General features: G+C 70.8%; 17 protein-coding genes. 2 read left to right on the top strand and 15 right to left on the bottom strand.

Translation table 11 applies throughout. The annotated features are described in order from the left end of the window. Positions 1–5: 5 nt before the first annotated feature. A complete protein-coding gene (locus ASG80_RS11900; protein WP_082590171.1) occupies positions 6–389 on the bottom strand; it encodes a LysM peptidoglycan-binding domain-containing protein in 384 nt (127 codons plus the stop codon). A gap of 264 nt (positions 390–653) precedes the next feature. Here ASG80_RS11900 and lexA point away from each other — a divergent pair, with 264 nt between their 5' ends. Then, complete coding sequence (gene lexA / locus ASG80_RS11895; protein ID WP_056731005.1) at positions 654–1,331, top strand: transcriptional repressor LexA; 678 nt, start codon at positions 654–656, stop codon at positions 1,329–1,331. A 15-nt stretch (positions 1,332–1,346) separates the two neighbouring features. On the opposite strand, the gene ASG80_RS11890 is transcribed toward lexA, so the two are convergent. From ASG80_RS11890 to hflX, 4 genes are all read right to left on the bottom strand, one after another. Next, on the bottom strand, positions 1,347–2,108 hold the full coding sequence (locus ASG80_RS11890; protein ID WP_162256624.1) for an alpha/beta fold hydrolase: 762 nt from the start codon (positions 2,106–2,108) through the stop codon (positions 1,347–1,349). 132 nt (positions 2,109–2,240) lie between these two features. Then, complete coding sequence (gene metE, locus ASG80_RS11885; protein WP_056730793.1) at positions 2,241–4,586, bottom strand: 5-methyltetrahydropteroyltriglutamate--homocysteine S-methyltransferase; 2,346 nt, start codon at positions 4,584–4,586, stop codon at positions 2,241–2,243. Further along, positions 4,583–5,575: a methylenetetrahydrofolate reductase gene (locus ASG80_RS11880; protein ID WP_056730790.1), complete on the bottom strand. Its 993-nt coding sequence runs from the start codon at positions 5,573–5,575 to the stop codon at positions 4,583–4,585. Before ASG80_RS11880 ends, metE begins: the two co-directional genes overlap by 4 nt. A gap of 295 nt (positions 5,576–5,870) precedes the next feature. After that, positions 5,871–7,400 (bottom strand): GTPase HflX, encoded by a 1,530-nt coding sequence (gene hflX / locus ASG80_RS11875; RefSeq protein WP_056730789.1) that lies wholly within the window; start codon positions 7,398–7,400, stop codon positions 5,871–5,873. A gap of 42 nt (positions 7,401–7,442) precedes the next feature. On the opposite strand from hflX, the gene ASG80_RS11870 reads away from it, so the two are divergent. Continuing rightward, complete coding sequence (locus ASG80_RS11870; protein WP_056730787.1) at positions 7,443–8,060, top strand: class I SAM-dependent methyltransferase; 618 nt, start codon at positions 7,443–7,445, stop codon at positions 8,058–8,060. Positions 8,061–8,070: 10 nt separating this feature from the next. Here ASG80_RS11870 and dapF read toward each other — a convergent pair whose 3' ends face one another. The 10 genes from dapF to ASG80_RS11820 all read right to left on the bottom strand — a co-directional run bounded on the left by dapF (position 8,071) and on the right by ASG80_RS11820 (position 17,621). Continuing rightward, complete coding sequence (dapF, locus tag ASG80_RS11865) at positions 8,071–8,952, bottom strand: diaminopimelate epimerase (protein ID WP_056730784.1); 882 nt, start codon at positions 8,950–8,952, stop codon at positions 8,071–8,073. Positions 8,953–8,956: 4 nt separating this feature from the next. After that, positions 8,957–9,877, bottom strand: coding sequence for a tRNA (adenosine(37)-N6)-dimethylallyltransferase MiaA (gene miaA, locus ASG80_RS11860; protein WP_056730781.1), 921 nt, complete (start codon positions 9,875–9,877; stop codon positions 8,957–8,959). A 1-nt stretch (position 9,878) separates the two neighbouring features. Beyond that, positions 9,879–11,474, bottom strand: coding sequence for a tRNA (N6-isopentenyl adenosine(37)-C2)-methylthiotransferase MiaB (gene miaB / locus ASG80_RS11855; RefSeq protein ID WP_056730779.1), 1,596 nt, complete (start codon positions 11,472–11,474; stop codon positions 9,879–9,881). A gap of 12 nt (positions 11,475–11,486) precedes the next feature. After that, the gene (locus ASG80_RS11850) at positions 11,487–12,254 is read right to left on the bottom strand and encodes a regulatory protein RecX (RefSeq protein WP_056730777.1); all 768 of its coding nucleotides are present in this window, start codon (positions 12,252–12,254) and stop codon (positions 11,487–11,489) included. 32 nt (positions 12,255–12,286) lie between these two features. Then, on the bottom strand, positions 12,287–13,357 hold the full coding sequence (gene recA, locus ASG80_RS11845; RefSeq protein ID WP_056730775.1) for a recombinase RecA: 1,071 nt from the start codon (positions 13,355–13,357) through the stop codon (positions 12,287–12,289). Positions 13,358–13,638: 281 nt separating this feature from the next. Further along, positions 13,639–13,878: a DUF3046 domain-containing protein gene (locus ASG80_RS11840; protein ID WP_056730773.1), complete on the bottom strand. Its 240-nt coding sequence runs from the start codon at positions 13,876–13,878 to the stop codon at positions 13,639–13,641. Positions 13,879–13,965: 87 nt separating this feature from the next. Beyond that, the gene (locus ASG80_RS11835; protein WP_056730771.1) at positions 13,966–14,274 is read right to left on the bottom strand and encodes a helix-turn-helix domain-containing protein; all 309 of its coding nucleotides are present in this window, start codon (positions 14,272–14,274) and stop codon (positions 13,966–13,968) included. 179 nt (positions 14,275–14,453) lie between these two features. Continuing rightward, a complete protein-coding gene (locus tag ASG80_RS11830) occupies positions 14,454–16,022 on the bottom strand; it encodes a tripartite tricarboxylate transporter permease (protein ID WP_056730769.1) in 1,569 nt (522 codons plus the stop codon). Then, on the bottom strand, positions 16,015–16,581 hold the full coding sequence (locus ASG80_RS11825) for a tripartite tricarboxylate transporter TctB family protein (protein WP_056730767.1): 567 nt from the start codon (positions 16,579–16,581) through the stop codon (positions 16,015–16,017). The genes ASG80_RS11830 and ASG80_RS11825 overlap by 8 nt, the downstream gene beginning before the upstream one ends. After that, positions 16,578–17,621, bottom strand: a complete 1,044-nt coding sequence (locus ASG80_RS11820; protein ID WP_056730765.1) for a tripartite tricarboxylate transporter substrate binding protein — start codon at positions 17,619–17,621, stop codon at positions 16,578–16,580. Before ASG80_RS11820 ends, ASG80_RS11825 begins: the two co-directional genes overlap by 4 nt. Between the last annotated feature and the right edge of the window lie 103 nt (positions 17,622–17,724).

Here is a 17,724-nt window from a genome sequence, read left to right as displayed (position 1 = left end):
GGATGTCACGGAACGACCGGAAGCGCGAGCCGCTGACCGGGCTCCACGACGGCGTCGTCGAGGCCGTTGAGCCGGATGATCTCGTCGACGAGCACGCGCGGGTCGCCCTCGGGAGCCAGCGACTCGGCGATCGCCCACAGCGAATCGCCCCGCCAGATCGTGACGTACTCGAAGGACCTCGCCGGCGCCACCGAGCCGGCATCGGCGGCCGCGCCGCCCGAGCCGAGGACCGCGACGAGCGCCCACACGACGAGCGGGAGCGAGGCGAGCGCAGTGAGCACGACACGCCCGCGTCGGGTCAGTCGCAGCCGGGTGGCCGGCACCTGCGTCTCGCGTGCGCGCACGCGCTCGGAAGTGCCGAGTCGGGTCGATAGGAACGCTGCGCTCATCTCACACCTCCTGGATGAGTCGCATCCGGCCCTCGGCCGGGAGGGCCGGATGCGAAGCTCTGTTCCGAATATATCTTCGAATGTTCGAACCTGCAAGCGTGCGTTCTCGTGAATCTCGCCATGAATTCCACGACACACTCGAACGAATGTTTGCCGCACCGACGCCAGCCGGATACAGTTTCGAATGTCCGACGACAGTCGATCAGATACCACCGACATCCGGTCGCGAGGCCGCAACGAGGGGCGGAGACGTTGAGCACCGACATCGACGACGTGCGCGAGTCCGGCAGGAGGCGCCGCCGCAGGAGCCTGAGCGCGAAACAGGTTGCCATCCTCGAGGTCATCCAGCGCTCCGTGTCGAGCCGCGGCTACCCGCCGAGCATGCGCGAGATCGGCGACGCGGTCGGGCTGTCGTCGCTGTCGAGCGTGACCCATCAGCTGAACCAGCTCGAGCTCGCGGGCTACCTGCGTCGCGACCCGAACCGGCCGCGCGCCCTCGAGGTGCTCATCGAGCTCCCCGACACCGGCGACCGGGCGTCCTCGGCCGGCGACCCGATCCCCGTGGGCGACGCGGCCATGGTGCCGCTCGTCGGCCGCATCGCCGCAGGCATCCCGATCACCGCCGAGCAGCAGATCGACGAGGTGTTCCCGCTCCCGCGCCAGCTCGTCGGCAAGGGCGAACTCTTCATCCTCAAGGTCGTCGGCGATTCGATGATCGACGCGGCCATCTGCGACGGCGACTGGGTCGTGGTGCGCTCCCAGCCCACCGCCGAGAACGGCGAGATCGTCGCGGCCATGCTCGACGGCGAGGCCACCGTGAAGGTCTTCCGCCAGCGCGACGGCCATACGTGGCTGCTCCCCCGCAACAGCGCGTTCGAGCCGATCCTCGGCGACCAGGCCGAGGTGCTCGGCAAGGTCGTGGCGGTGCTGCGGGCCGTCTGAGCCCGGCTGGTCCGCTCAGGCGGCGGCGAGCGCACTCGACGGGTCGGCGGGCGTGGCGGCGAGGCCGCGGAGCCACCCGACGACGGTGTCCATGAATCCGGTGTGGTCGTCGCGGAAGACCGTGTGGCCGGTGCCCTGGACGGTCTCCACCGTCATGCCCCGGCCGCGCATCTGCGCGGCCACGCGCTCGGTGATCAGGAGGCTCTTCTCGGCGAGCACCACGAGGCTCGGCGCGACGAGCCGCATCGGCGGCACCAGCGGCTTCGTGTCGAGGAAGCCGAGGATGGTGCGCTTGTCCCAGTCGCGGAGCGTCGCGAGCTCGATGTCCACGTCGAGGGCGCTCCACTTCGGGTTCATCCGAACGAGCGCCGACCGCCTGGGTCGCGGCGCGATCGCGAAGAACGCCTTGAAGGCCCAGCCCTTGATCCCGGCCGGGAAGGAGAAGGCCGGGTCGATGTAGATGGCGGCACGCGGCGCCATCCGGTCCGCGATGAGGCTCGCCACCAGTCCCCCGAGCGAATGGCCCATCACGACGTCGGGCGGACCGTCGAGCAGCGGCTCGAGGGTCTCCACCACGTCGTTCGCCCAGGCCGTCGGCGAGTAGCTGCGCGCGCGGGGGCTTCGCCCGTGCCCGGCGAGGTCGACCGCCAGCACCCGGAAGTCGTGCTGCTCGAGTTCCGCCGTGACGCGGTGCCAGGCGCGTGAATCCGACATGATGCCGTGGATGAGGACGGCGGTCTTCGTGCCAGTGCCGGATTCCTGAACCGCGAGTCGCATCCCCCGACCGTACGCGACCCACCTGTGCGGCCGCCCCATGTGCCGTGGGCGTCCGCCGAGTGCGACGGAGGACACGATGACGGCCGGATGCCGCGGGGCACGCGACATCCGGCCGGATCGTTCGAACTCGGACTACTCGGCGAGCACCGGCTCGGCGAGCTCGGCGCGCACCGCGCGGGTCGCCTCGATGATGTGCTCCAGGGACGCGACCGTCTCCTCGTACCCTCGGGTCTTCAGGCCGCAGTCGGGGTTCACCCACAGCTTCGTGGCGGGGATCTCCGCGACCGCACGCTCCAGGAGCGCCTGAACTTCGGCAGCACTCGGCACGCGCGGCGAGTGGATGTCGTAGACGCCCGGGCCGATGCCATGGTCGAAGCCGCTCGTGGAGATGTCGTCCACCACCTCCATACGGCTGCGGGCGGCCTCGATCGACGTGACATCCGCATCGAGGTTGCGGATCGCGTCGATCACCACGCCGAACTCCGAATAGCAGAGGTGCGTGTGCACCTGGGTCGCCGCGGCCGCTCCGCCCGTCGCGAGGCGGAACGAGCCGACCGACCAGTCGAGGTAGGCAGGCTGGTCGGCGAGCTTCAGCGGCAGCAGCTCACGCAGTGCCGGCTCGTCGACCTGGATGACCCGGATGCCGCTCGACTCGAGGTCGCCGATCTCGTCGCGCAGGGCGAGCGCCACCTGGCGAGCCGTGTCGCCGAGGGGCTGGTCGTCGCGCACGAACGACCACGCGAGGATCGTGACCGGACCCGTGAGCATGCCCTTCACCGGCTTCTCGGTCAGCGACTGCGCGTACGTCGACCACTCCACCGTCATGGGCGCGGGGCGCGAGACGTCGCCCCACAGGATCGACGGCCGCGTGCATCGCGAGCCGTACGACTGCACCCAGCCGTGCTGCGTCACCGCGAACCCGTCGAGCAGCTCGGCGAAGTACTGCACCATGTCGTTGCGCTCGGGCTCGCCGTGCACCAGCACATCGAGCCCGAGCTCCTCTTGCAGGCGGATGACGCGTGCGATCTCCTCGCGCATCAGCGCGCGGTACTCGGCATCCGTGAGCTCCCCCTTCACGAGCCGGGCGCGCGCGCGGCGGATGTCCGCCGTCTGGGGGAAGGAGCCGATCGTGGTGGTCGGGAGCTCGGGCAGGTCGAGCGACTCCTGCGCCGCGACACGGGACTCGTAGTCCGCGCGCGAGAAGTCGCGATCCGCAAGGGCGGAGAGCCGGTCGCGGACCGCCGGCACGCGAACGCCGGGCGCTCCGGCACGGTCGGCGAGCGCAGCGGATGCCGCGTCGAGCTCGCCCTGGATCGCGTCGCGTCCCTCGGCGAGGCCGCGGGCGAGGGTCGCGACCTGCCCGACCTTCTGGTCGGCGAACGCGAGCCAGCTCACCAGGCGGGCGTCGAGCTCGGTCTCGTCGTCGACGTCGTGCGGGACGTGCAGGAGCGAGGTCGACGTCGCCACGGCCACGTCGCCGGACAGCGAGCGGAGGGCGTCCGCGCGCTCGAAGGCGTGGACGAGGTCGCCGCGCCAGATGTTGTGGCCGTCGATCACGCCCGCCACGAGCGTCTTCGACGCGAGCGACTCCTCGGTCGCCGGGTCGAGCTGCTCGGGCACCGTGCCGCGCACGAGGTCGAGGCCGATCGCCTCCACGGGGGCGGCGGCGAGCGCCGGGAGCGCGTCGCCCAGTGCACCGTACGGTGCGGCGACGAAGATCGCCGGACGCCGCTCGGCGGAGCCGAGCGCGTCGTAGGCGACGCCGATCGCGTCGATGACGCGATCGCGCGGCTCGTCGATGCTCTCGCTCACGAGCGCCGGCTCGTCGAGCTGGACCCAGGCCGCGCCCGCCGCCTGGAGCTCGGACAGGAGCTCGGCGTACACCGGCACGAGATCGTCGAGGCGATCGATTGGGCGGAAGCCCTCGGGCGCGCCATCGGCGGCCTTCGCCAGGAGCAGGAACGTCACCGGACCCACGATCACGGGACGCGTGAGGAACCCGGCCGCCTTCGCCTCGTCGAGCTCGGCGAGGATGCGCTCGGCGTGCAGCGAGAAGTCGGTGTCGGGGCCGATCTCGGGCACGAGGTAGTGGTAGTTCGAGTCGAACCACTTCGTCATCTCGAGCGGCGCGTCATCGCCCTCGCCGCGGGCGATGGTGAAGTACCCGCGGAGGTCGACGCGACCCGCTTCGTCCTGCAGACGGCGGAACCGCTCGGGCACGGCGCCGATCGCGATCGCGGCGTCGAGCACCTGGTCGTAGTAGGAGAACGACTCGGGGATGGACGAGTCGTCGCGGCCGAGGCCGAGCGACGCGAGTCGTTCGCGCGTCGCTGCGCGGAGCTCGGCGGCGCGCGCCTCGAGCTCGTCGGCGTCGATCGTGCCGGCCCAGAAGGCCTCGACGGCGCGCTTCAGCTCGCGGCGGCGTCCGATGCGCGGATACCCGAGGATCGTCCCGGTGGGGAAGGCGTGTGCGGTCATCGTTCTGTGGTGTTCCTCTCGTTGACGAGTCGGTCGTTGGCGCCGATCCCGAGCCGGTCGAGCACGTCGAGCACGGTTTCATGGCGGTTGAAGGTGTACAGGTGGAGGCCGGGTGCTCCGCCGTCGAGCACGTCGGCGGCGAGGCGGGCGGCGTAGACGATGCCGAGCTCGGTCTGCGCCTCGGGGTCGGGCTCGATCTCGAGGTCGATGGCGAGCTCGGCCGGCGGCTCGACCCCGGTGAGCTCGGTGACACGTGCGAGCCGCGCCGGCGTCGTCACGGGCATGATGCCGGGCAGGATCGGGATGGTCACGCCGCCCGCGCGGGCGCGCTCCACGAAGCCGAAGTAGTCGTCGGCGTGCCAGAACAGCTGCGTGATCGCGAGGTTCGCGCCGGCGATCTCCTTGGCGAGGAGGGTGTCCACGTCCTGCGCTGGACCCCTGGAGCGCGGGTGTCCCGTGGGGAACGCCGCCACGGCGACCCGCTCGGGGCGCGGCCGATCGCGGATCTGGGTGACCCCGGGCAGGCCGGGGATGCCCACCTGCGCGAACGGCTCCCGCTCCTCCTGCACCCGGTGGATGAGCTGCACCAGCTCGGCCGCACTGTCGAGGTCGCCGATGCCCGCGTCGGGGTCGGCGCCCGCAGGCGGGTCGCCGCGGAGGGCGAGGAAGCTGGTGATGCCCGCGTCGAGGAACTCCCGCACGAGCCGGTTCGCCTCGGCGTGCGACGAGCCCACGCACGTGAGGTGCGCCATCGGCTCGACGTCGGTGTGCTCGAGCATGTAGCGGAGCACCGTGAGCGACCGATCGCGCGAGGAGCCGCCGGCGCCGAAGGTCACCGAGATGAAGGCCGGACGAGCCTCGGCCAGGCGGTCGATCGTTCGCCCGAGGGCGAGCGCCGCGGCATCCGTCCTGGGCGGGAACAACTCGAACGACACCGGCGGGCGGGGCCGACAGTCGGCGCCCCCGGCGTCCTGTCCGGTCTCTGCCATGGTGCTCCTGCGTGGCGATCGATGCCGGTCTGTGGAAGCACGGCAGGCCGCGTTCCCCCGGCCGGATCGGCGGGTGGGTGTCGCGGGCGGGTGCCGGGCTCGGCGGTCGCTCCAGGTGCCCGGCATCCGGCCGTGCACCGACGATCACCAGCGACGATACGCCCTCACCCCGCCGATGTGGTCACTATGACGCGGCGTGACGACCTGGATGGGACGTTCGGCACGCCCCCTGCACCGGCCACGAGCGCGCCGATGCCGCGGCACCGTCAGACGGCAACGGATGCCGCGGCACTCGTCACGCGGGAACGGATGCCGCGGCGAACTCTGCGAGCTGCGCTGCCTGCTCGGGCGAGGCGAGCGCCCGGATGCGCGTGCCTTCCTCGACGTACCGGACTGAGAGCACCCGGCCGGTCTCGTGCAGCGTCGAAACGACATCGCCACGGTCGTACGGCACGAGCAGGTCGACCTCGACGGCGGGGTCGGGCAGCATCCGGCCGATCGCCGCGAGCACCTCGGGCACGCCCTCCCCCGTGCGCGCCGACGCGAACACGGCATTGGGCTCGAGGCCGCGAAGCACGAGCCGCTCCTCGGGTGACACCAGGTCGGACTTGTTGAACACCACGAGCTCGGGGATGTCGCGGGCGCCCACCTCGCCGATGACGTCGCGCACGGTGGCGATCTGGCCGGCGGGATCGGGGTGTGCGGCGTCGACGACGTGCACGATCAGGTCGGCGCCGCCGACCTCTTCGAGCGTCGAGCGGAATGCCTCGACGAGTTGGTGCGGCAGGTTGCGCACGAACCCGACCGTGTCGGCGATCGTGTACACGCGGCCGTCGGCCGTGGTGTTGCGGCGCACCGTGGCGTCGAGGGTCGCGAACAGGGCATTCTCCACGAGTACGCCGGCACCGGTGATGCGATTCAGGAGGCTCGACTTGCCCGCGTTCGTGTACCCGGCGATCGCGACGGATGGCACCGCGTGACGGCGACGGTTGGCCCGCTTCGCCTCGCGGGCGGGCTTCATGCCGGCGATCTGCTTGCGGAGCCTGGCCATGCGCGAGTGGATGCGGCGTCGGTCGAGCTCGATCTTCGTCTCACCTGGTCCGCGCGAGCCCATTCCAGCGCCAGTCCCGCCCACCTGGCCACCGGCCTGGCGGGACATCGACTCGCCCCAACCGCGCAGGCGCGGCAGCAGGTATTCGAGCTGGGCGAGCTCGACCTGCGCCTTGCCCTCGCGGCTCTTGGCGTGCTGGCTGAAGATGTCGAGGATCACGGCCGTGCGGTCGATGACCTTCACCTTCACGACGTCCTCGAGCGCACGCCGCTGGCTCGGCGCGAGCTCGGTGTCGGCGATCACGGTGTCGGCGCCGAGGGCGGCCACGATGTGCCGCAGCTCCTCGGCCTTGCCGCTGCCGAGGTAGGTGCTGGGGTCGGGGTTCGGCCGGCGCTGGAGGAGCCCGTCGAGCACGCGCGCTCCCGCGGTCTCGGCGAGCGCCGCGAGTTCGCGCAACGAGTTCTCGGCGTCGTCCTGCGCGCCCTGCGAATACACGCCGATGAGCACCACGTTCTCGAGACGCAGCTGCCGGTACTCGACCTCGGTGACGTCCTCGAGCTCGGTGGAGAGTCCGCTCACGCGTCGGAGCGCCGCACGCTCCTCGCGGTCGTATTGCTCGCCGTCGGTCGAGTCGCCGCCTGCGGCATCCGACCATTCCCTCTGGATCGCCGAGGCGTCGCCTGCGCCGAAGCGAGCCACGCCCGCCCGGCTCTCCGCGCTGCGCAGCACGCGCTCGACGGCGTCGTCCGCGGTGCGCTGTTCGGCTTCGTTCATCGTGTCAACCTTACTTCCGTTCCCGTGCGATAGCTTGCCTGCATGGGCTCCGACCACTACTTCTCCCGTTCACCTCGGAGCGATTCCAGCACCCGCACCATCCGCGTGCGCCTCGCCGGGCGCGAGCTCGATCTCATCACGGCGGCGGGCGTGTTCAGCCCCGAACACCTCGACCAGGGCAGCCGAGTGCTGCTGGATGTCGTGCCCGAGCCACCCGCGACAGGCGACCTGCTCGACCTCGGCGCCGGATGGGGCCCCATCGCGTTGAGCCTCGCGCTGCGGTCGCCGGATGCCACGGTCTGGGCCGTCGACGTCAACGAGCGCGCCCTCGACCTCGTGCGACGCAACAGCGCTCGCCTCGGCGTCACCAATGTGAACGCCGTGCTGCCCGACGATGTTCCCGAACGCGTGCGATTCGCCACGATCTGGTCGAACCCGCCGATCCGCGTCGGCAAGCAGGAGCTGCATGCGATGCTCGAGCGGTGGCTGCCCCGCCTCGACGACGACGCCGTCGCATGGCTCGTGGTCGCGAAGCACCTCGGCGCGGAATCGTTGCAACGATGGATGACATCGGACCTCGGCCTCGACGTCGAGCGGGCCGCGAACTCGAAGGGATTCCGGGTGCTCGCGGCACGCCGGGCGACGTCCTACGCGGATTGAGGCCGACTCCTCAGGCGAGGCTCAGCACCCCGTCGAACACGAGTTCGGCCGGCCCCGAGAGCGCGACGTGTTCGCCGTCGTCGGCCTGGAACATGCGCACGCCGAGCACGCCACCCGGCACCTGCACCCGCCAGTCGTTCGGCGCACCCTCGCCGGCCCAATACCGCACCGCGAGCGCCGACGCGACGGCGCCGGTGCCACACGAGAGCGTCTCGCCCGAGCCGCGCTCGTGCACGCGCATGCGGATGCGGCCGACGCCGTCCTCGACGAGGGGCTCCGCCGGAACGACGAACTCGATGTTCGCGCCCGCCTCGGGCACGGGGTCGAGCATGGGCTGGTAGGCGAGGTCGAGGCCGTCGAGCTCCGCATCGTCGGCGAGCGCGACCACGACGTGCGGATTGCCGACGTCGATGCCGAGGCCGGGCCGCGCCACGGGAAGGTCCTTCGCGCGCACGAGCGGCTCGCCGCCTGCGAGACGCCAGGTGCCGAGGTCGGCCTGGAAGCCGCCGGCGGTGCGGCTCACCGTTCGGACGCCCGCGCGCGTGCCGATGGCGATCGATCCGCCGGCCGGGAGCTCGGCGAGCCCCTGGTCGAGGAGGTAGCTCGTGAAGACGCGGATGCCGTTGCCGCACATCTCGGAGACCGTGCCGTCGGCGTTCCAGTAGTCCATGAACCACACCGCGGCGGGATCCTCGGCGAGGGCGGCGGCACCGTCGTCGAGGTTGCGGGCGCGCACGGCCCGGATGACGCCGTCGGCGCCGACCCCGAACCGGCGGTCGCAGACGGCCGCGATCTGCGTGGGCGTGAGCTCGGTGTCGCCTTCGGGGTCGCTGAAGAGCACGAAGTCGTTGCCGGTGCCCTGCCCCTTGGTGAATCGCAGATCGAAGGACATTCGCTCAGTCTAGGGCCGCCTGGCGGGCGAGCTCCGCGCCGCGCTCGGCGACGTCATCGGCGTCGATCGTCGTGGCCTCGCGGTAGCGTGCGAACCAGCTCACCTGGCGGCGCGCGTACGTGCGCGTCAGCTGCTGGGTCTCCGCGATCGCATCGGCCTGCGGCATCCGGCCGTGCAACTCGGCGAGCGCCTGGGCGTAGCCGATCGCCCTGCGCGCCGTCACGCCGCGCTCGATGCCACGCGGCACGAGTGCGCGCACCTCGTCGACGAGCCCGGTACGCCACATACCCTCGACGCGCGCATCGAGCCGGTCGACGAGTCGCGCCCGATCGCTGCGCAGGTGCACGATCCGGTGCGGGCGCCACGGCACCGGCACTTCGGGCAGACGTGCTGCCGCCGGCGTGCCGGTCACCTCGATCACCTCGAGCGCCCGCACGATGCGGCGTCCGTTCTGGGCGTCCACGCGCGCCGCCGTCTCGGGATCGATGGAGCGCAGGCGCGCGTGCAGGAGACCTGGACCCAGTTCGGCGAGTTCGGCCTCGAGCCGTGCACGGATCGCTGCATCCGTGCCGGGGAACCGGAAGTCGTGGATGACCGACGATACGTACAGGCCCGACCCGCCGACGAGCAGCGCGACGGCGTCTCGCGCGATGATGTCGTCGATCGCGGCGCGGGCGGCTGGCTGGTACACCGCGGCCGATGCCTCCTCGGTGACGTCGAGCACGTCGAGGAGGTGATGCGGAACGCCGCGTCGCGCACCTTGCGGCAACTTGGCCGTACCGATGTCCATGCCTCGGTACAGCTGCATCGCGTCGGCGTTCACGACGTCAGCGCCACGCCCCGTGCGGCCGAACGCCTCGGCGAGGTCGAGCGCGAAGTCGGACTTGCCCGTGCCGGTCGCGCCGACGATCGCGATGAAGGTCACGTCAACGCTGGGCGTCGGTGGGGTCGTAGATCGGCATCGTGCCGACGCCGGGCGCGACGAGCGGTTCCGCGCCGCGGGCGCGCAGTGTCGGCAGGCCGAGCGAGACCCTGCCGGTGCCGGATGCCCCGGGGTCGGCCGGGACGGCGCAGCTCTCGACCTCGGCCCGGTCCCAGGCGTCGCCCGCGCGCGTGCGGCGGATGCGCAGCGGCGCGTCGTCGACGGAATCGGCGAGCAGGTGGAACGGTGCGGCTTGGCTGATGGTCACCGAGACCACGTCACCCGGGCGGGGAAGATCGGAGCCGGCGGGCACCTCGAAGTGCACGAGGCGGCTGTCTTCGGCGCGGCCGCTCATCCGGTGGGTCTCGGCGTCCTTCTTGCCCTCGCCCGTGGAGACGAGCACCTCGACGGCGCGGCCGACGAGCTGCTGGTTCTCCTCCCAGGAGATGCGCTCCTGGAGGGCGGCCAGGCGTTCGTAGCGTTCCTGCACGACGCCCTTCGGCACCTGCGCCTCCATCGTCGCCGCGGGCGTGCCCGGGCGGATGGAGTACTGGAAGGTGAACGCGGAGGCGAAGCGCGCGGCCTCGACGACCCGGAGCGTCTCCTGGAAGTCCTCCTCGGTCTCGTCGGGGAAGCCGACGATGATGTCGGTCGAGATCGCCGCGTTCGGAATGCGGGCGCGCACCCGGTCGAGGATGCCGAGGAACTTCTCGGACCGGTACGACCGGCGCATGGCCTTCAGGATGCGGTCGGAGCCGGACTGGAGCGGCATGTGCAGTTGCGGCATCACCGCGGGCGTCTCGGCCATGGCGTCGATCACGTCGTCAGTGAACGCGGCGGGGTGCGGGCTCGTGAAGCGGATGCGCTCGAGCCCGTCGATCTGGCCGGCGGCGCGCAGCAGCTTGCCGAACGCCTGCCGATCGCCGAACTCGACGCCGTAGGAGTTCACGTTCTGGCCGAGCAGGGTGACCTCGACGGCGCCGTCGTCGACGAGCGCCTGGATCTCGGCGAGGATCTCGCCGGGCCGGCGGTCCTTCTCCTTGCCGCGGAGCGCGGGCACGATGCAGAACGTGCAGGTGTTGTTGCAGCCGACGGAGATCGAGACCCAGCCGCTGTACGTGGAGTCGCGCTTCGTCGGCAGCGTCGAGGGGAAGACCTCGAGTGCGTCGAGGATCTCGAGTTGGGCCTCGTCGTTGTGCCGTGCGCGTTCGAGCAGGCTCGGCAGCGAGCCCATGTTGTGGGTGCCGAAGACGACGTCGACCCAGGGCGCCTTCTCCAGGATGACGTTCTTGTCCTTCTGGGCCAGGCAGCCGCCGACCGCGATCTGCATGCCCTTGTGGCGGCGCTTCACGCTGGCGAGATGCCCGAGGTTGCCGTAGAGCTTGTTGTCGGCGTTCTCGCGCACGGCGCAGGTGTTGATGACGACGATGTCGGGCTCCGCGCCGTCGGCGGGCACGTAGCCCGCCGCCTCGAGCGAGCCGCTCAGCCGCTCGGAGTCGTGCACGTTCATCTGGCAGCCGAACGTGCGCACTTCGTAGGTGCGGGGCGCCGGCGCCGAGTCCATGGCCTCGGCAGTCGAGGCCTCGCGAAGGGTGCTCATGATCGCACCAGTTTACGAGCCATCGGCGGCAAGTGCCGCCGTCACCGCCTCGCGCACCACGTCGCCCGGATACCCGCGTCGTTGGAGGAACGCCGAGAGGCGGCGCTCGGCCGTCTGCCGGTCCAGCCCGGTGAGCTGACGCGCCCGCCGTTCGGCGACGGCGACGGCGTTCCGGCGCTCGACCTCGGGGTCGAGCTCGTCGACCGCCGCGTGTGCGGCGGAGGCGTCGACGCCGCGGCGCGCGAGCTCATGCAGGATCGCACCGCTCCCCCGCCCGCGGCGGGCACCGTTGACGTGCACGAGCTGCTCAGCGAGACGGGTGTCGTCGAGGTAGCCGAGCCGCTCGTAGCGCTCGATCCACTCCTCGATCTCGACCTCGTCGAGGCCGTGCTCGGCGAGCACCGACCGAACCTCGGCGACCGAGAGCGCCGATCGCCGGAGCCGAGACACCACCAGTCGGTCGATGCGGTCGTCGCGCTCGGAACCCGTCTCGTGGGGATCGTCGCCAGCGACGGCGAACCGGGCACGACGACGCGGACCACCGCCGCCGCCGCTCCGCTCGCCGAAGCGGCCGCGACGCATGCGATCTTCGCGAGGAGCGTCGACCTCGGCCTCGGCGTCATCGGCCTCGATCTCAGCCTCGGCCTCGATCTCAGCCTCATCGGCCTCGGCACGCGCACTCGACAGGCCGACCGGAGCGGACGGATCGGCGGTCGACTCCGCCGGCGTCACCCACGGCAGGTACGAGACCGGGGCGAGGTGCTCCGAAGCGTCGCTCATCTCACTCCCCTCCCCGGTCTCGTGCGGTTGATTCAGGCGCCCTTGCGCCCGAGTTTCGTCTCGATCGCCGCGACGTTCGACGGCGCCGCAGGCGCCACGGGTGCCGCCTGGCCGATGCCGAGCTTCGTGAGGATCTTCTTCTCGATGTCGGCGGCGATGTCGGGGTTCTGCAGGAGGAAGTTGCGGGCGTTCTCCTTGCCCTGCCCGAGCTGGTCGCCGTCGTAGGTGTACCAGGCCCCCGACTTCTTGACGATGGCCTGGTCGACGCCGTAATCGATCAGGCTGCCCTCACGTGAGATGCCGATGCCGTAGAGGATGTCGAACTCGGCCTGCTTGAAGGGCGGTGCCATCTTGTTCTTCACGACCTTGACCCTCGTGCGGTTGCCCACCGCCTCGGCACCGTCCTTCAGGGTCTCGATGCGCCGGATGTCGAGCCGCACCGACGCGTAGAACTTCAGCGCCTTGCCGCCGGCGGTGGTTTCAGGGCTTCCGAAGAACACGCCGATCTTCTCGCGCAGCTGGTTGATGAAGATCATCGTGGTGTTCGTCTGGTTGAGGCCACCCGTGAGCTTGCGGAGCGCCTGCGACATGAGACGCGCCTGGAGGCCGACGTGCGAGTCGCCCATCTCGCCCTCGATCTCGGCGCGCGGCACGAGCGCCGCGACCGAGTCGATGACGATGAGGTCGATCGAGCCGGAGCGCACGAGCATGTCGGCGATCTCGAGCGCCTGCTCGCCGGTGTCGGGCTGGGAGACGAGGAGGGAGTCGATGTCGACGCCGAGCTTCTTGGCATAGTCGGGATCGAGCGCGTGCTCCGCGTCGACGAACGCGGCGATGCCGCCGGCTCGCTGCGCGTTTGCGATCGCGTGCAGCGTGAGCGTGGTCTTTCCGGACGACTCCGGACCGTAGATCTCGATGATGCGGCCGCGGGGAAGGCCGCCCACGCCGAGGGCGACATCGAGCGCGATGGATCCCGTGGGGATGACCTCGACGGGAGCGCGCTCCTCGCTGCCGAGGCGCATGACCGAACCCTTGCCGAACTGGCGGTCGATCTGGGCGAGTGCGGTCTCGAGTGCTTTCTCGCGGTCTACAGGTGATGGCATGTGCTGGCTCCCTCGTGCTCGATGCGGCTGCCTCTAGGCTGTCGTTCCACGTTGCGGGCCGTGACCCGCGGCGTCTCGCGACAAGGCGTTTGCGGTGTGTTCCGACGCTTCGACCGTATGGCCGCCCACCGACATCCGTAGCCCCGTGAGGCGGGATGTGGAGGGACGCGTCGTTCCTCCTGCTGTCGAGGACGAGCCTAGCCGAGCATCCGAACGGATGTTCGAAGACACGCCCGCGTGTCGAACACGTCTTCGGGCACTGTCGAGGCGCCCACGACGGGTCAGCGGCCGGAGCCGCGCCCGCCGGGCTCGCGACGCCCCACGCCGTGGCGCCGCTCGGGCGGGACATCCGTCGCCTCGCACAGCGCGAGCCACACCTCACGCGGGGGCACGCCGGCGGCGAGCGCCTCGCGCGCCGTGCGGCTGCCCAATCCGGGAAGCGCCAGGTCGTTCATGACGACGTTCGCGTACCCGGGGCCGAACTCGTCGTCGACCGCGATCTGGAACTCGCTCAATTTCATCGATCGCCTCCGGATCTCCTCATCGATCGCCTCCGGACATGCGATCGGCCGGTCCGAAGACCGGCCGACGCGTTGCAACGTGCGTGATCAGCGGACCATCATGTCCGCATCGAACTCCGCGACGAGCTCGTCGGGGAGGCTGTCGGGAACGACGGCCAGGCCCTCGAGGACCGCGATGCGGTCGCCGACCTCGTGCATGATGACGGAGATGGGCGTGTCGAGCGCGTCGGCTACCGACGCGAGGATCTCGGACGAGGCCTCCTTCTGGCCTCGCTCCACCTCACTCAGGTAGCCGAGCGCGACGCTCGCCTTCGACGCGACCTGCCGGAGCGTGCGCCCCTTCTGCAGACGGAAGTCCCTCAGCACATCGCCGATTTCTTGTCGAACCAGAACCATCGGAACCTCCTTCTCTCTGCCTGCGACTCCGCCGGAGTCGGAAACGGGAGCGTCAGTCTACACCGACTCCCCGTGCCTCTAATCTAGCGTCGCACACTGTGGCTTCCGTGTGAACTCGACACTTGTAACAGGGTGTTCACGAAGCTTATTCCTCGTGCCGCGACCGATTCGGATCTGGCTCAGGATGCCTCGTGCTCGCGCTGGTCGACGGCGGCGATCGCGCCGGTCGGCACGAGCGTCGGCGTCGCCTCGAGACGCGCCTTGCGGCGCTTCAGCCAGATGCCGAGCCCGATGATCAGGGCGAGCGTCGAGTACGCGATGATCGCGAACGGACTGTGCACGAGGTACAGGAGGTTGCCCTGGCTGATCGCCATTGCCTTTCGGAGCTGCTCCTCCGCCATCGGACCGAGGATGCCGCCCACCACCATGGGCGCGACCGGATACCCGTATCGGCGCATCAGGAATCCCACGACGCCGATCACGAGGAGGGTGAGCGTGTCGAACACGTTGAAGTGCAGTGCGTAGGCGCCGAGCCCGGCGAACGCGAGGATGCCCGCGTAGAGGTACGGCCGCGGAATCCGGAGCACCTTCACCCACATTCCCACGAGCGGCAGGTTCAGCACGAGCAGCATGACGTTGCCGATGTACAGGCTCGCGATGAGGGCCCAGACGAGCCCCGACTGCGTCTCGAAGAGCTGCGGGCCCGGCCTGATGCCGTAGGTCTGGAACGCGGAGATGATGATCGCCGCGGTCGCGGTCGTCGGCAGTCCGAGGGTGAGCAGCGGCACGAGCACGCCTGCGGCGGCCGCGTTGTTCGCCGCCTCGGGTCCTGCGACGCCCTCGATCGCGCCGCGGCCGAACTCCGCCTTCGCTTCGCCCCTGGCGAGGTTCCGCTCTGTCGCATACGAGAGGAACGTCGCGACATCAGCCCCGCCCGCGGGGATCGTGCCGATCGGGAACCCGATGACCGTGCCCCGCAGCCATGGACGCCACGACCGGGCCCAGTCGCGTCGGGTCAGCCAGTTGTGCCGTCCTCGGGTCACCGGGATGACCCGCACGACCCCGTGCCGGAGGCGGGAGGCGACGTAGAGGGCCTCGCCCATGGCGAAGAGGCCGACGGCGATGAGGACGACGTCGATGCCGTCGGCGAGGCTCGGGATCCCGAACGTGTAGCGCTGCTGTCCCGAGAGCACCTCGGTGCCGACGAGGCCGAGGACGAGGCCCAGCCCGAGCGAGACGAGTCCGCGCGGCACGCTTGAACCCAGCAGTGCTCCCACCGTGAGGAAGGCCACGACGATGAGTGCGAAGTAGTCGGCGGGGCCGAGCTGCACTGCCAGCTTCGCGATCCCCGGCGCGAGGAACGTGAGCGCGACGGTCGCGATGGTACCCGCGACGAAGGAGCCGATCGCGGCCGTCGCGAGCGCGGCGGCGCCGCGCCCGGCCTTCGCCATGCGGTTGCCCTCCAGCGCCGTGGCGATCGAGGAGGACTCCCCCGGCGTGTTCAGGAGGATCGACGTGGTGGAGCCCCCGTACATCCCGCCGTAGTAGATGCCGGCGAACACGATGAGCGCGCCCGTCGGGTCGAGCGTGTAGGTGAGCGGCAGGAGCAGCGCGACCGTCATGGCCGGCCCGATGCCGGGCAGCACGCCGACCGCGGTGCCGATGAACACGCCGAACAGCGCGTAGAGGAGGTACTGGGGCTGCAGCGCGGTGGCGAAGCCCTCGAGCAGCGCGTTGAGGCTATCCATTGAAGATCGGGATCCAATTCAGGAGGGGGCCGGCGGGCAGGGAGAGCCCGAGCCAGGCACCGAAGACGAGCTGCGTCACGAGTCCCAGGCCGAGCCCGACGAGCACGGCGATCCACCAGCGCTTCGCGCCAAGCGACCAGGCTGCTCCGGCGAAGAGCACGGTGACGGCGATCGGCCATCCCGCGAGGTCGATCAGCACGAGCTGGGAGAGGAAGAAGGCGACGAGCTTCGCCACGGCGAGCCAGTCGGTCGGGGCGTCGGGGTCGACATCCTCGCCCTCGTCGGGCACGCCGCGATGCCCGCGGGCGATCTGCACGATGACGGCGAGGGATGCCACGAGGAGCAGCACTCCGACCGCGTACGGGAAGACGCGGGGGCCGAGCACGCTCGCCGAGCCCGGCGGCACGCGGATGAATCCGGCGCCGATGACGGTGTACGCGCCGAGAGCGGCGGACGCCGCGGCGAACACGTACTCGCCGATCGGCGCCCGGGCGGACCTCGGCGCGGGGGCTCCCCCCGACGCCGCAGCGTCGAGGGGAGCCGGGACCGCGGCGGTCATGACGCGACCAGGCCGATCGTCTGGAGCGTCTGCGTCACCTCGGCGATGCTGCCGTCGAGGAACGACTGGAAGTCCTCGCCCGTGAGGAAGGCGTCGGCCCAGCCCTTCTCCTCGAGCGTCGCCGTCCAGCCCTCGGAGTCGTGCATCTCGGTGACGAGCGTGGTCAGCGCCTCGATGTCGGCGTCCGAGACGCCGGCCGGGGCGAGCAGGCCGCGCCAGTTGGTGAGCGTCACGTCGTACCCCTCATCGATGAGGGTCGGCGTGTCGGGAAGCAGCTCGACCGGCTCGGGCGAGGACACCGCGAGCGCTCGGAGCTCGCCGGCCTCGATCTGCTCGACGAACTCGCCGACCCCCGAGATGCCCGCCTGCACGGTGTTGCCGAGCAGCATGGTGACGGCCTCACCGCCGCCGGAGTTCGGGATGTAGTTGAGCGTCGAGGGGATGTCGGCCGGGTCGACGCCCGCTTCGGTGAGGAGCATGCCCGCGAGGATGTGATCGGCGCCGCCCGCCGACCCGCCGGTGACGGAGATCGCCGCACCCTCCTCGACGATCGCGTCGACGAGGTCCTCCGTCGTCTCGTACGGCGAGGACGCCGGCACGACGAGCACGAGGGCCTCCTCCGTGAGCTTCGCGATGGGGGTCATGTCCTCGATGCGCACGTCGGAGGCGTTCGTCTCGACCGCACCGACCATGACGAGCCCGGTGACCATGAGGGTCGCCGGGTCCTTCTCGTTCGCGAGCGACGCGAGCCCGACCGTGCCGCCGGCGCCGCCGATGTTCTCGACCGGCGCCGAGCCGACGAGGTCCTCGTCGGTGAGCACCTGGGACATCGCCCGGGCCGTCTGGTCCCAGCCGCCGCCGGGGTCGGCGGGGGCGATCAGGTTCACGGATTCGAGGGATGCCGCGGCATCCGTCTCCTCACCGGCCGAACCGCCGGCCGGTGAGGTGCACGCCGCGAGGCCGAGCATCGCGACGACGCCGACGGACGCGATCGCGCCGCGCACGACCGTGCGGCGAAGGTGGGTGGGGGTGGCCGACATGGTCGGCGCGCTGTGAGATCGCAATGCTCCTCCTTGAGTGCCCGGGTTCATCCGCGGGCCTGACGATCGATGTGCGGACGACGCTAGGTGCGCGACGGCCGGG

The sequence above is a fragment of the Agromyces sp. Soil535 genome (assembly GCF_001428255.1).
Classification (GTDB): Bacteria; Actinomycetota; Actinomycetes; order Actinomycetales; family Microbacteriaceae; genus Agromyces.
The sequence above is the reverse complement of the archived record's forward strand: the minus strand, read 5'-3'. Positions and strand labels throughout refer to the sequence as shown.